General features: G+C 57.0%; 12 protein-coding genes. 8 read left to right on the forward strand and 4 right to left on the reverse strand.

Translation table 11 applies throughout. The features are described 5' to 3' along the window. Positions 1-121 precede the first annotated feature (121 nt). From ACFOFO_RS22725 to pdxR, 3 genes are all read right to left on the reverse strand, one after another. Positions 122-1435 carry an NAD(P)/FAD-dependent oxidoreductase gene (locus ACFOFO_RS22725; RefSeq protein ID WP_390327592.1) on the reverse strand — a complete coding sequence of 438 codons (1314 nt, stop codon included), beginning with the start codon at positions 1433-1435 and terminating at the stop codon, positions 122-124. A 51-nt stretch (positions 1436-1486) separates the two neighbouring features. Then, the gene (gene speB / locus ACFOFO_RS22730; RefSeq protein ID WP_390328301.1) at positions 1487-2428 is read right to left on the reverse strand and encodes an agmatinase; all 942 of its coding nucleotides are present in this window, start codon (positions 2426-2428) and stop codon (positions 1487-1489) included. A 300-nt stretch (positions 2429-2728) separates the two neighbouring features. Then, on the reverse strand, positions 2729-4213 hold the full coding sequence (gene pdxR / locus ACFOFO_RS22735) for a MocR-like pyridoxine biosynthesis transcription factor PdxR (RefSeq protein WP_390332953.1): 1485 nt from the start codon (positions 4211-4213) through the stop codon (positions 2729-2731). A gap of 152 nt (positions 4214-4365) precedes the next feature. Here pdxR and gabT point away from each other — a divergent pair, with 152 nt between their 5' ends. From gabT to aguB, 8 genes are all read left to right on the forward strand, one after another. After that, the gene (gene gabT / locus ACFOFO_RS22740) at positions 4366-5643 is read left to right on the forward strand and encodes a 4-aminobutyrate--2-oxoglutarate transaminase (protein WP_390327594.1); all 1278 of its coding nucleotides are present in this window, start codon (positions 4366-4368) and stop codon (positions 5641-5643) included. Between the two features lie 86 nt (positions 5644-5729). Further along, entirely contained in the window at positions 5730-7184 is a 1455-nt protein-coding gene (gene gabD / locus ACFOFO_RS22745; protein ID WP_390327596.1) for an NADP-dependent succinate-semialdehyde dehydrogenase, read from the forward strand. Between the two features lie 304 nt (positions 7185-7488). Then, positions 7489-8448 (forward strand): homocysteine S-methyltransferase family protein, encoded by a 960-nt coding sequence (locus tag ACFOFO_RS22750; RefSeq protein WP_390332956.1) that lies wholly within the window; start codon positions 7489-7491, stop codon positions 8446-8448. A gap of 247 nt (positions 8449-8695) precedes the next feature. Next, complete coding sequence (locus ACFOFO_RS22755; protein ID WP_390332958.1) at positions 8696-9328, forward strand: MCP four helix bundle domain-containing protein; 633 nt, start codon at positions 8696-8698, stop codon at positions 9326-9328. A 15-nt stretch (positions 9329-9343) separates the two neighbouring features. Continuing rightward, a complete protein-coding gene (locus tag ACFOFO_RS22760) occupies positions 9344-10963 on the forward strand; it encodes a methyl-accepting chemotaxis protein (RefSeq protein WP_390332960.1) in 1620 nt (539 codons plus the stop codon). Positions 10964-11320: 357 nt separating this feature from the next. Next, positions 11321-12271 (forward strand): LysR substrate-binding domain-containing protein, encoded by a 951-nt coding sequence (locus ACFOFO_RS22765; protein WP_390332963.1) that lies wholly within the window; start codon positions 11321-11323, stop codon positions 12269-12271. A 77-nt stretch (positions 12272-12348) separates the two neighbouring features. Further along, positions 12349-13455, forward strand: a complete 1107-nt coding sequence (aguA, locus tag ACFOFO_RS22770) for an agmatine deiminase (RefSeq protein WP_390332965.1) — start codon at positions 12349-12351, stop codon at positions 13453-13455. A gap of 164 nt (positions 13456-13619) precedes the next feature. After that, entirely contained in the window at positions 13620-14534 is a 915-nt protein-coding gene (gene aguB, locus ACFOFO_RS22775) for an N-carbamoylputrescine amidase (RefSeq protein ID WP_390332967.1), read from the forward strand. A gap of 72 nt (positions 14535-14606) precedes the next feature. Here aguB and ACFOFO_RS22780 read toward each other — a convergent pair whose 3' ends face one another. Further along, positions 14607-14810, reverse strand: a complete 204-nt coding sequence (locus ACFOFO_RS22780; RefSeq protein ID WP_390327606.1) for a CoA transferase — start codon at positions 14808-14810, stop codon at positions 14607-14609. Between the last annotated feature and the right edge of the window lie 3 nt (positions 14811-14813).

The following is a 14813-nucleotide window of genomic DNA, read 5'->3' on the forward strand; positions in this document are numbered from 1 at the left end:
TTGGCCTCCAGATACTCCCACTAAATTCCATCGTCAGTTGCACTTCATAGTTGAATCCGCGTCATAAAATTCTGCGGGAAACTGCTATTTTTAACACATACTCCCACACAAACGCTCTGGTTCAGAACAAATCCTTGAGCCGATAATAAAGCGTCCCCAACACCAGTGCCGGGGTCCGCATCAAGGGGCCGCCCGGGAAGGAATGATGCTGGATGCGCGACAGCAAATCAAAGCGCTCCGCTTGCCCGGCAATGGTTTCCGCCACCAGCTTGCCCGCCATGCCACTCAGTACCAGGCCATGCCCGGAAAAGCCTTGCATGTAATAAATATTATGACCGAGCCGCCCAAAATCAGGTGCCCGGTTCATCGTGATATCGATAAACCCGCCCCAGGCGTGCTGCACTGCCAGATCGGCCAACTGTGGGAACACGGCCAGCATCCGCTGCCGCATGCTGGCAGCAAGATTCATTGGCGTCGCGGTGGTGTAGCTGACGCGTCCGCCGAACAGCATCCGGTGATCCGCCGTCAGGCGGAAATAATCCAGGATGAAATTGGTGTCGCACACTGCGGCGCGCTGGCGGAGCAACAGATCGGCACGCTGTTTCGCCATCGGCTCGGTGGCGATGATGTAGGTGCCGACTGGCATGATGCGCTGACCCAGTTCCGGCGCCACTGTCTTGCCGTATTCGTTCAGGTAGACGTTGCCGGCCAGCACCACGAAGCTGCATGCGACCTCGCCTTGCGCAGTCTTGACGACCGGCTTTTTGCCGCGCCCGTCACCCCCACGCTCAACATCGATGACGGGCGAATTTTCAAAAATCTGCACGCCGGCTGCGCGCGCCGCTGCTGCCAAGCCGAGACAGTATTTGAGCGGATGCAAATGGCCCGAACCGGCATCATAAGCACCACCATGAAAGCGCTCACTGGCGATGCAATTTTTCAGCTCTGCGGCGGCAATCTTCTGGATTGGATAATCATAGGTGCGGGCGACGTGGTCCACCCACGCATCCAGCGCCCGTGCTTTCCTCGCGCCCACCGCCAGGCTCATATAGCCGGGCACGAAATCGCAATCGATCGCATGCGTGGCGATGCGCTGGCGCAGCAATTGCAAGCCGTCGACCGTGGTATTCCAGGCGCATCGCGCATCGGCCACCGAGAATTGCGACTCGATCGCATCCTCACCAGCGAAACCGACGAGCGCTTGCCCACCGTTGCGGCCCGATGCGCCCCACCCCACCATCTTCGCCTCCAGCAGCGCCACCGAATAGCCACGTGCCGCCAGTTCCAGCGCCGCGGAAAGCCCCGAAAAACCGGCGCCGACCACACACACATCGGCGGTAATACGGTGCGCCAGTGCGGGCGATGGCAGCGCTCGGGTGACGCTGGCTTCGTAGTAGGAATCCTGCGTGAGTCGGGTTTCTTTCTTGAGCAGCATATGAATTCCTCGGTGATCGGCTAGAAGCGGGTAAGAAGCGGCAAGACAAGATTAAGTGCGTGCCCGCTTCTGAATCTGGCCGCACAGATAGGTCCAGACAAAGGTGGATGCCGCATTCGTGGTCAACTCGGCGTGGTCGTAAGGTGGCGCCACTTCGACGCAATCCATACCGCACCAGTTCAGATCAGCCAGTTCCTCGATGATCGACAGCACCTGCGCCGAGGTCATGCCACCGGGCTCGGGTGTGCCGGTGCCGGGTGCATAGGCCGGATCGAGGCAATCGATGTCGAGCGTCAGATACACCGGCGGATTGCCCGCTTGCGCCATACGCTCGCGGATTTCCGTCAGCACCGGCGCCAATTGCACCGGACTCTCCAGCCCCCGCAACTCACGCGCAGTGAAGACCCGACCACCGACGCTGTTGACGTATTCGCGTGCTTCGCGCTCGGCCGACGAGCGGATCCCGATCTGGACTGAGGCCTGCGGCAGCAACAATCCTTCCTGCATGGCCTCGTACACCCACGTGCCGTGACCGGATGGCTCACCGAAATGATTGGTCCAGGTATCGCAATGCGCATCGAAATGTACCATCGCAACCGGCCCGCCATGCACCTGATTCAACGCCCGCAACAGCGGCAAAGTCACCGAATGGTCGCCACCGAGCCACACCATGTGGTGCTGCTTGAATAGTTCGAGGGCTTGCGGCATCAGTGCCGCACGCATCGCATCGACACCGGTGTTGGGCATAGGAAGATCGCCGGCATCACATAAATGGCCGAGCGGCGTGGTCTCGAAATGCGGATGCGTCGCATCGCACAACATCTGCGACGCCAGCCGGATTGCCTGCGGGCCGAAACGCGCGCCAGGCCGATTGGTCACCGCACCATCAAACGTCAGGCCAGCCAGCGCGAACGGCATCGCGGGTGCCGCACTGCGCGTCGGCCCATTCAAATAGGTGCCGCTGGAACGAAAGGCGAATTCATGTTGTGCCATCTGGTAACTCCGATTGAGGTTGGTAGAGTGATTGAATACACCCAGGCAAGCCCAGGGAATCAGCAGCGCCATTGTGCCAACGAATATGGACCCAAGATAGGACCAATTTAATTAAAAATTTAGGAACCAGTTTTCGATGGACATCAAGCTCTACCGCCACCGCCTTTGTGACGGCCGAACGTATCCTGGCACCGGGGAAGCAGCTATTTTTTCGATATTGGCAGGAATCCGCCAGCGCAGGGCTAGCGTAGAAATTCGCACCACAGGCCAGGCAAGCGCGACAGGCTCACCGCTGCAGGTTTACAGGTAACGCTCGATCACCCCGGCCAACACATCAAATGCGGGAGCGATGTGCGGTTCCTGCACGCAGGCATAACCCAATACCAGGCCGCGCTCTGCTTGGCTGGCATCGTGGTAATAACTGGACAAGGGACGTACTGCGACACCCGCTTGCGCCGCAGCCCGCACAATTGCCACATCGTCGCAATGTGCGGGCAATTTCAAGGCCAGGTGCAGTCCGGCATCACTCCCCGTCGGTTTCACCACCTTCGGGTCGAAGCGCTGCGCGATGGCTTCCTGGAGCAGCGACAGGCGTGCTGCGTATAAGGTTCTCATGTGGCGAATATGCGAGGTGAAAAAACCCTGCGCCATGAATTCGGCCAGGGTCGCCTGCACCGGCACATTGCCGGCACGGTGCAACTCTTCCATGCCGACCACGAAGGGTTTGACCAGCGCCAGCGGCAACACCAGATAGCCCAGCCGCAAACCAGGAAACAGGGTCTTGCTGAAGGTTCCCATATACAGCACCCGATTGGCGTGATCCAGCCCCTGCAACGAGGCCAGCGGCCTGCCTACATAGCGGAATTCACTATCGTAGTCATCTTCGATGATCCAGCAACCATGCTGCTTCGCGTATTCCAGCAGCAACCGTCGGCGTGCCAGACTCATCACCATGCCCAGCGGGTATTGATGGGAAGGCGAGACAAAAATGAAACGCGGTACTGCCTTGAAATCCTCCGCATCAGGGCACAGACCTTCGGCATCCACCCGCACTGGCCGAATGTTCAGGCCAGAAGCGCGCAACAAATTACGCGCCCCCCAATAGCAGGGATCTTCGACCCAGGCCAAATCGCCCGGGTCCCCCAGCAACCGCATGCATAAGTCGATCGATTGATGGATGCCGGTGGTAATGACGACCTGTTCTGGCACGCAATCGACCGAGCGCGCCATTTTCAAATGTTCGGCCAAGGCCACGCGCAAGGGCAGATGACCGCCGCCATGGGCGTAGGTCAGCGTCGTGGGCAAGGGGTTTTGCCATACCTTGTTTTGCAAGCGACTCCAGGTGCGGTGCGGGAACTGCGTCACGTCCGGCACACCGGGCACGAAGGCGCCCCATTGCTGCGGCGCGGCACCGGCATACTTCACCAGTTGCTGGCCGCGCTGCGACAGCATCGGCGCGATCGGTTCGTCTTTCGGCACAGCCGTCACCAGCTTGGATTTCAGCGCCACCGCATCCGGCACCGTGTCCGTCACAAAGGTGCCACTGCCGGAGCGTCCCGCGACATAGCCTTCCGCCAATAATTGCTCATAGGCATACAGGACGGTATTGCGGGAAATCTGCAACTCAGTCGCCAAGTCGCGACTGGACGGTAGTTTGGCATCGACCGGCAGCACATGTTCAAGGATTGCATGACGCAATAATTGATACAGCTGGCGGTTGCAAGGCACTTTGGATTGTTTGTCGAAATGCTGAAGCAGGTAGTCGGAAAGGATCAGCGTAAGCAAGCGGCACCATCAATAATAATATTTATGCAAACATTATAGATCCATAATCAAGCCAAAGCGGTACCATCAAAAAAAATGGAACGGCACTATCTCACGGAACCAAAACAATCCACCATTGCAAGGTCGCCACACCAATCAATCGAAGGAAAAACATGAGTACCAATCAGGAATGGAAAGCCCGCAAGGATGCCGCCACCCCACGTGGCGTCGGCGTGATGTGCAATTTTTACGCTGAACGCGCTGAAAATGCCGAAATCTGGGATGTCGAAGGTAAGCGTTATATCGACTTCGCCAGCGGCATCGCGGTGCTGAACACCGGCCATCGCCATCCGAAAATCGTCACCGCCATTACCGAACAGCTGGAACGATTCACCCATACCGCTTACCAGATCGTCCCTTACGGCAGCTATGTCACGCTGGCCGAAAAGATCAACCGCCTGACCCCGGGCGACCACCCCAAGAAAACCGCGTTTTTCACCACCGGCGCGGAAGCAGTTGAGAATGCCGTGAAAATCGCCCGTGCTGCCACCGGACGGCCGGCCATCATCGCCTTTTCCGGCGCGTTTCATGGCCGCACCATGATGGGCATGGCGCTAACCGGCAAGGTCGACCCCTACAAACTCGGTTTCGGTCCCTTCCCCGGCAATGTGTATCACGCCCCGTTCCCGAATACGCTGCATGGTGTCTCGGTCGACGACTCGCTGCGCGCCTTGCAAATGCTGTTCAAGGCCGACGTTGACCCGAAACGGGTCGCCGCCATCATCCTCGAACCGATACAGGGCGAAGGGGGATTTTGCGTGGCACCGGTCGCGTTCATGCAGGCCTTGCGCACCCTCTGTGACCAACATGGGATCCTGCTGATTGCCGACGAAGTCCAGACCGGATTCGCCCGCACCGGCAAGCTATTCGCGATGGAACACTACGGCGTGATCCCGGACCTGATGACGATGGCCAAGAGCCTGGCCGGCGGCATGCCGCTGTCCGCGGTCTGCGGCAAAGCCGAAATCATGGATGCCCCTAGCCCCGGCGGCTTGGGCGGCACCTATGCCGGTAATGCGCTGGCGGTTGCCTCGGCGCTGGCGGTGCTCGACATCATCGACAGCGAACAATTGATCGAGCGCGCCAATCAGCTTGGCCAGCAGCTGCAAGAGCGCTTGCAAACGATCAAGTCCGATCCGGAATACGCCGCCAGGATCGCAGAAATACGCGGGCTAGGGGCGATGTTGGCGATCGAATTCCAGCATCCCGAGAGCGGCAAACCCGACCCTGACTTCACCAAAAAAGTCCAGGCAAAAGCGCTCGAAAAAGGCCTGTTGCTGTTGAGCTGCGGCGTCTACGGCAACGTGATTCGCTTCCTGTTCCCGCTCACCATCAGCGACGCCGTGATGGCCGAAGCGCTCGGCATCCTTGATGCTGCGATACGTGGCTAATTTTGCTGCTAATTTTGCGGCTGATTTTTCAGCTCGCTCTTTGCATCAATGCCACCCCGATAGCAGAATGAAAGCACCTTACTGCCATGCTTAAACTCAACGACCCCAGCCTGTTCAAACAAAAAGCCTATATCGACGGTCGCTGGTGTGCCGCCGATAGCGGAAGAACCATCAACGTCGCCAATCCCGCGACCGGCGCCCTGCTCGGCACCGTGCCAGAAATGGGGGCCGCAGAAACCAGCCGCGCCATCGCAGCGGCCAACGCCGCATGGAAAGGCTGGCGCGAAAAGCTCGCCAAAGAACGCTCCGCCATCCTGCGCAAATGGTACGACCTGATCCTTGCCAATGCCGACGATCTGGCCGCGATCATGACCGCCGAACAAGGCAAGCCACTGGCCGAGGCCAAAGGCGAAATCGCTTATGCGGCCTCGTTCATCGAGTGGTTTGCGGAAGAAGGCAAACGCATCTACGGCGACACGATCACGACACCCGGGCACGGACGCCGCATCATGGTGACGAAAGAGCCGATCGGTGTTTGTGCTGCCATCACGCCATGGAATTTTCCTGCGGCAATGATCACCCGCAAGGCAGGCCCGGCACTGGCCGCCGGCTGCACGATGATCGTCAAGCCGGCCGAGCTGACGCCATTCTCAGCCTTGGCACTGGCCGAACTGGCAGAACGTGCCGGAGTCCCGCCAGGCGTATTGAGCGTCGTGACCGGCAATGCGCCTGCAATCGGCGGTGAGATGACCAGTAACCCGCTGGTGCGCAAGCTGAGCTTCACCGGCTCGACCGCGATCGGCAAACTGTTGATGCGCCAATCGGCTGACACCGTCAAGAAACTATCGCTGGAACTGGGCGGCAATGCGCCGTTCATCGTGTTCGACGATGCCGATCTGGATGCCGCAGTCGAGGGCGCAATGGCCTCCAAATACCGGAATAGCGGTCAGACCTGCGTCTGTGCCAACCGCTTTTATGTGCAGGATAAGGTGTACGGCGCCTTCAGCGAAAAACTGGTGGCCGCCGTCCAAAAATTGCAAGTCGGCGATGGTGCCGCACCCGGCACCAGTCAGGGCCCGCTGATCGACGAACGCGCAGTGCAAAAAATCGAAGCGCACATCGATGACGCGATCACCCAAGGCGGGCGTGTTCTGACCGGCGGACAACGTCATGCGCTGGGGCATAGCTTCTTCGAGCCGACCGTGATTGCCGACGTCACCCAGCAGATGAAAGTCGCGCGCGAAGAAACCTTCGGCCCACTGGCACCCTTGTTCCGCTTTCAGCACGACGATGATGTGGTGGCAATGGCGAACGATACCGAATTCGGCCTCGCGTCGTATTTCTACAGCCGCGATATCGGCCGTATCTGGCGCATCGCCGAACAGCTGGAATATGGCATGGTCGGCATCAATACCGGCATCATTTCCAACGAGGTTGCTCCATTCGGTGGCATCAAGCAGTCTGGCCTGGGGCGCGAAGGGTCGAAATACGGGATGGACGACTATCTGACCGTCAAGTACTGGTGCTTGAGCGGAATGTAATTACCGCTCTTTTCCTGTCTTCACTTGAGCGGCCAGCCCAGGTGAAGCACTTTCAACGCCCTCATCCGGGTCGGAAAGTTGAGCGTCTGATTGGTGCGGTTCACTGCTGCGGTTCACTGCATCTATCAGACGCCACAGGCAATACCTGCACCACCTTGTCACACGGTTATTCACCCAGGCCAGCAACGACCAATAGCAAGGATTTGCACGACTCGCATCGCCAGGCATGAGACCGGCCCCATCATTTATTCCGTTTCTAAATCAAAGTTAGGTCGCGAAGGTAGATCGCGACAGGAGACAAATCATGGCGAAATACCGCAATAAGTTGCCACAACTCGGCGACGGTCTTTACATCACCGATGGTGGGGTCGAAACCACCCTGATCTTCCATGAAGGATTGGAACTCCCGGACTTCGCTGCATTCCACCTGTTGAAGACGCCGGAAGGCGAAGCGGCCCTCCGCAAGTACTTTCGCACCTATGCGGAGATCGCGAAGCGGTTTGGCACCGGACTTATTCTCGAAAGTGCGACTTGGCGGGCCAACGCGGACTGGGGAACCCGGCTCGGGTACATGCCCGAGGCGCTGGCCAATGCAAACTGTAGAGCGATCCACCTGCTCGAAGAGATCCGGGACGAATACGAAACCGATCAGACTCCGATGGTCATCAGCGGATGCCTCGGCCCTCGCGGGGACGGTTATGTCCCCGATCGTGCCATGTCGGAGCAGGAAGCAGAGACCTATCATCAGGCACAAGTCGAAACCCTCGCTGGTTCCGCTGCGGATATGGTGTGTGCCATTACCATGAACTACGTGGAGGAAGCCCGTGGGATTGTGCGAGCAGCCCAGCAAGTGGACATGCCCGTTGCGATTTCCTTTACCGTCGAGACCGACGGCAATCTCCCGAGCGGCCAGAGTCTGAAGACAGCGATCGAGCAAGTTGACGAGGCGACGTCAGGCTATCCCTGCTACTACATGATCAACTGCGCCCATCCTACGCATTTCGACCACGTAGTGGCTGAGGGCGGGTTGTGGTTGGATCGAATTCGGGGCCTCCGAGCGAACGCTTCGCACAAGAGTCACGCAGAGTTGAACGAGTCCCCGGAGTTTGATAGTGGGAACCCGGTCGAACTTGGAGCGCAGTACGCCCGTCTCAAGGAACGGCTCGCGCGCCTGACTGTGATGGGGGGCTGTTGTGGCACGGACCACCGCCATGTGGAACAAATCGCTGAAGCTTGCTCGCCGCTTTTTCGCACTGCGACCTAACAACCGGTTGCAGCGGACGGCGTTCCGCCGCCGCTGAACCGGGGCGGTGAACGCGGCGGAGGTTCGCAGACATTACTTTAGTAAGGCAAGAACCGACAACAAAGTGCACGTTTGATTTAGAAATGGAATTGCATCTCGATTCCGAAGGTGTTTGAGCAGCATGCATGGCGGCTGATCTTTTCTTCAACACCGCCTCATTATTGATCATGTAAATAACAACTCAAAAAATAGAGCGAGGGGAGACATCATGAATTTGCGTACCGGCAGTCGAGTGGGAATCGGTTTCTGGATCATATTGGCAACACTCATTGCGGCGCTGGTCGCCGGCAATGCGCTTAGCGCGTACAGCAGAAACCAGCGCGTTGATGGGCTTGAGACTATTAATGACAAATGGGTATTGGTAACCACGATGAAAAGCGCATTGCTCGAAGCAGCGATCGATATGCGCAACATCGCCCTGCAATCCGATATCCGCGCGATGAAGAAGGGAGGCGATCGCGTCAGGGCGCAGCAACAACGCTATAGTGACGCCCGCAATAAGTTCGAAGCGATCGGGCTGAGCGATGCTGAAAAAAAGATCGTCTCCGACATCACCCAACTTGACAAAGAAATCGAATCGCCGTTGTTGGAAGCAATGAGCCAGGCCTTTGCGTTCAACAACGACACTGCCGCAAAAATCCTTTCGATCACCATCGATCCGCTGCATCAGCAGGAATTAATTGAGATCAACAAACTTGTCGCTCTTCAGCAAGTCGCGACACAACACATTCTGTACGACACCCTGGTCGACGAGAAACGGTGGATGATCATTCTTTTCCTCACTGGCGCAGCCGCGCTCGCCACCATCAGCATCCAGTTCAAATACAACTCGAAACGTTGAACGAGAGGAAGCATCATGAATTTGCGTAATTTATCGATAGGCGCACGACTGGCGATGGGTTTCGGCATCACCTTGTTGCTGCTGATCGCGGTACTTGTCAGCAGCAATGTGATTGGCACCACTGACAGAGCAAGACTGATCGATGGACTGGAGCTTGCCAATACCAAAGAACGGTTGGCAACCACGATGAAGAGTGCGCTGCTCGAAGGCGGCATAGCGATGCGCAATATTGCGCTTCAATCGGATGTCGGTGCCATGCATCTGGGCGGCGACAGCGTCAGGGCGCATCACAAACGCTTTGCGGACGCACGGGGCAAATTGGAAGCGATCGGACTCACCGATGCTGAAAAAAACATCCTGTCCGGCATTGCGCTGCTGGACAAAAAAATCGAAGCCCCTTTCGTCGAAGCGATGGGCCAGGCGTTCGCCTTCGATAACGACGGCGCGGCAAAAATCCTGGCCACCGTCATCGATCCGATGCATCAACAGGAACTGGTTGAAATCAACAAGCTGGTCGAGATCCAGCATGCCGCATCCCGCACAGCACTGGAGGTTACCGTTGTCTCCGGCAGGCAACTAATGATGCTCCTGGTGATCGCGGGATCAGCCGCGTTGGTCATTGGTGGCGTGATTGCCTGGCTGATCACGCGCAGCATCACGCAGCCGCTGCAAGGAGCCTTATCGATTGCCAAAACGGTTTCTGCCGGCGATCTTGGATCCCGCATTGAAGTGATCGGCAAGGATGAGATCAGCTTGCTGCTACAAGCGCTGCAGGACATGAATAACAACCTGGCCAGGACGGTGGGTGATGTACGGCGCGGCACTGACAGCATCGCCATCGCTTCCCGCGAAATTGCGTCCGGCAATGCCGACCTGTCCGCCCGCACCGAATCGCAAGCCAGTTCGCTGGAACAAACCGCGAGTGCGATGGAGCAGCTCACCAACACTGTCAGGCAAAACGCCGACCATGCGCGACAGGCTAACCAGCTCGCCATCTCCGCCTCTACTGTCGCGATCAAGGGTGGGCAGGTCGTATCCCAAGTCGTGGATACCATGGGCTCCATCAAGGCAAGCGCGCGCAAGATCGTCGATATTATCGGCGTCATCGACGGCATTGCATTTCAGACCAACATCTTGGCATTGAATGCTGCGGTCGAAGCTGCCCGTGCCGGTGAACAGGGTCGCGGCTTTGCGGTCGTCGCCACCGAAGTGCGCAACCTGGCGCAGCGCTCTGCGGGTGCCGCAAAAGAAATCAAGGCGCTGATTGCGGATTCCGTCGAACAAGTTGGCATCGGCAGCAAACTGGTGGACGATGCCGGACAAACGATGGAAGAGATCGTCAATTCGGTCACCCGCGTAACCGACATCATGAGCGACATTAGCGCAGCCAGTCAGGAGCAAAGCGTCGGGATTGAAGAGGTGAACCAGGCCATCAGGCAGATGGATGAAATGACGCAACAGAATGCCGCGCTGGTGGACCAGGCTGCCGCGGCAGCTGAAAGCATGCGGGTGCTGGCGCAGAAGTTATCCCACGGGGTCAGCGCCTTCCGGCTGGACACGGATGATCAGCCCGAACAAATTGCGCGGCCAAGTGAATCCGGCACCGCCGCCGGACTTTTTATTGCGACAATATAAACTTCCCCTGCGGCCCTCCCACCGCCATTGTGATTTTCCAGTGGAAGCTTAGAGCGATACATCAACAAATACCTCAAATAACCCAATGCGAATTGGCGTGGTCAAAGCGAGAGAAGCGTCACCCGCTTTTGCCAATCGATATCTGGCGCTAGTTAGCGCCTGCGACTACATCATGCACTGCACACGCTTGCGGTTGGCCTTGTAGTCGGCTCCGGGTACCTTGCGCTTCTTCGGCTCGCCCATCGCCTTCTCTCCATCAATCTGATGACAACTTAAACCGTTGTCCAGAATTCGGGATCCACGATAGCTACACAATTCCAGCTATTCAAAATTCTCAGTTTGTGTAATCTTCGCTGAATGAGAAAACTTCCACCACTTAACGCATTGCGGGCATTTGAAGCTGCGGCACGGCTGGGTCACTTCGGACAAGCCGCTAACGAGCTATGTGTGACCAATAGTGCCATTAGCCACCAAATTCGCTCACTTGAAGCGGCATTGGGTGTGGCTCTGTTCGAAAAAAGAGGGCGCACGCAATATGTGACGGATGCAGGGCAAAGGCTGATGCATACGGTTCAGCAGGCACTGGACATGATGACGGAGGCCTGCTGTAATGCAAGTCACCCCGGCATGACCGGCTCGCTGAAGATTTCTGCTCCAACGGAGTTGGCGCACCGTCTGTTTCCTCGCCTGATAGGCGATTTTTCAAATCGTCACCCTGGCCTGACGCTACACCTGCTGGTCCATGACAGCGACTCAGACGAAATCAATCTGGCTGCCGATATCACCATCATGTATGCCATGGGCGATACAGACTGGTCACGCTATTGGGTTGTACCATTTCTCGCAATCGAGTTCTTTCCTGTGTGCCACCCATCACTCATCGAAGGCGAAAATGGTCTGCGGAGCCCGGGGGATCTGAATCGCTGCTGCATGCTGCACGATGATCCCAATGGGAAAACATGGGCCAGCTGGCTAGGCGCCTTCGCATCAAGCGATCCACTGCCGACTCGCAATATTCATTTTGCGCACTCGGGATTGGCGATTGAAGCGGCACTGCAAAAGCTCGGTGTGTGTTTGGCAGACGTTCTGACGGCGGGAGATGATCTGAAAAGCGGCAGGCTGGTGCGCCCATTTGCCGGGACCGTACCCTCCCCCGGCAACTACTATCTTGTAGTGGAACGAAGAAAAATGGAAGACCCGCGCCTGTCTGCATTCATCGGCTACTCAAGCCTCACACCGTATTTATGTGAAACGAATTTAGGTGAAATTAACTCACCTTTTTCTGAAAATTTATCAATAGTTAATTAAAAAAATTCAAATTAGCATTGCGCCATGAATTTCGACATCCCGTTGATCCCAACTTTCCAATAACACTGGAGCAGTTCATGGCACATACGCTTACATCCCTTCCCCTTAATGATGGTTTTCGTTGTCCAGGCGAATTTGAAACAAAATCTGGCTGCTGGTTAGGATGGCCAGAACGAACCGACGTCTGGCGAAATGGAGGCAAGCCAGCCCAGAAAGTCTGGGTTGCAATCGCATCGGCTATCGCTGAAAGCGAACCCGTTACCATCTGTGCTTCAGCCACGCAATTTGCGAATGCGCGGGCGATGCTTCCCGATCACGTTCGTGTTATCGAGATGTCCGTCAACGACTGCTGGTTCCGAGATAGTGGTCCGGCATGGCTCCTGAACGATCAGGGTGAGGTGCGCGGTGTCGATTTTCAGTTCAATGCCTACGGTGGCCTTAGCGGCGGCATTTACTTTCCATGGGACAAAGACGATCAGATCGCCCAAAAGATCTTGGAGGTAGAAAGGGCAGATCGTTATCGCGCACCGATCATCGCTGAAATGGGCGGGATTCAATGTGACGGCGAAGGGACGGTACTCACGACTGAGCAGTGCCTGCTGAACACGAATCGCAATGCCCACATGGGGAAGGAAGCAGTCACCCAACATCTGCTTGATTATTTGGGCGCAAGCAAAGTGATCTGGCTGCCTCGTGGATGCAAGTTCGATGAGACTGACGGTCATATTGATGATTTAGCCTGTTTCATCCGCCCGGGCGAAGTGGTCCTGCAATGGACTGATGATGCAAGCGACCCACAATATGAAATCTACCAGGAAGCCTTTCGTATTCTTTCATTCACCACGGATGCAAGAGGACGAAAGCTGAAAATCCACAAAATGTATGCCCCGGCTCCGCTGGTCTGGACCGACGAGGAAGCTGCCGGCCTCGACCATGGCGACGCAGCGTTGGCCAGAGTTGCAGGAACCCAAATCTGCGCCTCCTACATCAACTACTACGTCGGCAATAGCGTGGTAGTCGTACCGGAATTCGGCGACCCGAACGATGAAAAAGCGCAACGACTTCTTGCGGACCTGTTTCCAACACATCGCATCATTGGCATCGCCAATACCCGCGAGATTTTGCTGGGCGGGGGCAACATCGCCTGCATCACCTCACCGCAATACGCCGCAGTACATCGTTAAGCCGAGTTCGTCGATTACACGGGCTACCCTGTCATTCCGACGACATTGGCAATACGGCACATCGTTCAAGCGACGCGCAGGGTAACCGAAGGATGTAATGCGAATCCTTATCTGACGCAACTACAACCGCTCGTTCCAACCCCATGACCAAGGATGCCACTACCATGAAATCCCGTTTGATAACCGTTGCAGCAATCCAAATGGCCTCTGGCGACTGGAATCTGGAACGTAATATGGATCGCGCCGAGGGTCTGACTCGTCAAGCAGCGGGCGAGGGTGCGAACCTGGTGTTATGCCCCGAACTCTTCATGAGTCCTTATTTCTGTATCGATGAAAACAGCGATCACTTCGACCTCGCCGAACCGCTAGATCAAAATGAAAAGCTGGCGCGATTTGGTCGCTTGGCGGCGGAATTGGCAATCGTGCTGCCGGTCGGGTTTTTTGAGCGGGCTGGGAAGGCATTTTATAACTCTCTCGTTGTGTTTGACGCGGACGGAAGCTGCTTGGGCGTGTATCGGAAAACCCATGTTCCCGACAGCCCAGGGTATTCTGAAAAATTCTACTTCACGCCCGGCGATACAGGCTTCAAGGTCTGGTCGACGAGATTTGGCCACATCGGCATCGGTATCTGCTGGGACCAGTGGTTTCCGGAAACGGCGCGCGCCATGGCGTTAATGGGCGCGGAGGTCTTGTGCTTCCCAACCATCATTGGCAGTGACCCAATGTTGCCGGAATTGGACTGCTCCGGGCACTGGCAGCGAACCATGCAAGGCCATGCCGCCGCAAATATGATGCCAATGGTCTGTGCGAACAGGATAGGCAAAGAAACGGGCAAGGGAAATGCAGGCCAGGCATCGCTCAGCGTGACCTTTCACGGGCGAAGTTTTATCACGGATGGCACAGGGGATAAGGTCGCAGAAGCAGGAACGGACGATGAAACCATCCTCTTGCATACCTTCGATTTAGCGCAGTGTCGGCGTGCCCGCGAGAACTGGGGCTTGTTTCGTGATCGCAGACCGGCGATGTATGGCGTGTTGGGCACGAGCGACGGTCGCGTTTCCGGTGCCGTTCCCACATGAAAAATGCGGCCTTGCCGGCCCGCTACCACCCAAAAAATGTGTCGGCCAGATCCGTGTTTTGGGCACCCGTCATCAGCAAATGATGGCGGTCTGCCGCCGACCCGCGATCTGTTCCGTGCCCAGCCCTGGCACCGGTGTTTCCGACGTCCGGATCGGGCTGGCGAGCAGCGGAACTGTGCCAGCGGTCGGATGAGGCAGATCAATCTTCATGCCGCGCGGCTGGACTTGCACATCCTCAAATACCTGCGCCAGATCGGCGATCGGCCCGCACGACACACC

Source organism: Pseudundibacterium arcticum (assembly GCF_042646465.1).
Taxonomy (GTDB): Bacteria; Pseudomonadota; Gammaproteobacteria; order Burkholderiales; family Burkholderiaceae_D; genus Undibacterium_A; species Undibacterium_A arcticum.

What these genes read in the sequence shown, in the direction of transcription:
- ACFOFO_RS22725 (WP_390327592.1), bottom strand. Translation starts at nt 1,435, where the DNA reads ATGCTGCTCAAGAAAGAAACCCGACTCACGCAGGATTCCTACTACGAA.
- speB (WP_390328301.1), bottom strand. Translation starts at nt 2,428, where the DNA reads ATGGCACAACATGAATTCGCCTTTCGTTCCAGCGGCACCTATTTGAAT.
- gabT (WP_390327594.1), top strand. Translation starts at nt 4,366, where the DNA reads ATGAGTACCAATCAGGAATGGAAAGCCCGCAAGGATGCCGCCACCCCA.
- gabD (WP_390327596.1), top strand. Translation starts at nt 5,730, where the DNA reads ATGCTTAAACTCAACGACCCCAGCCTGTTCAAACAAAAAGCCTATATC.
- ACFOFO_RS22750 (WP_390332956.1), top strand. Translation starts at nt 7,489, where the DNA reads ATGGCGAAATACCGCAATAAGTTGCCACAACTCGGCGACGGTCTTTAC.
- ACFOFO_RS22755 (WP_390332958.1), top strand. Translation starts at nt 8,696, where the DNA reads ATGAATTTGCGTACCGGCAGTCGAGTGGGAATCGGTTTCTGGATCATA.
- ACFOFO_RS22760 (WP_390332960.1), top strand. Translation starts at nt 9,344, where the DNA reads ATGAATTTGCGTAATTTATCGATAGGCGCACGACTGGCGATGGGTTTC.
- ACFOFO_RS22765 (WP_390332963.1), top strand. Translation starts at nt 11,321, where the DNA reads ATGAGAAAACTTCCACCACTTAACGCATTGCGGGCATTTGAAGCTGCG.
- aguA (WP_390332965.1), top strand. Translation starts at nt 12,349, where the DNA reads ATGGCACATACGCTTACATCCCTTCCCCTTAATGATGGTTTTCGTTGT.
- aguB (WP_390332967.1), top strand. Translation starts at nt 13,620, where the DNA reads ATGAAATCCCGTTTGATAACCGTTGCAGCAATCCAAATGGCCTCTGGC.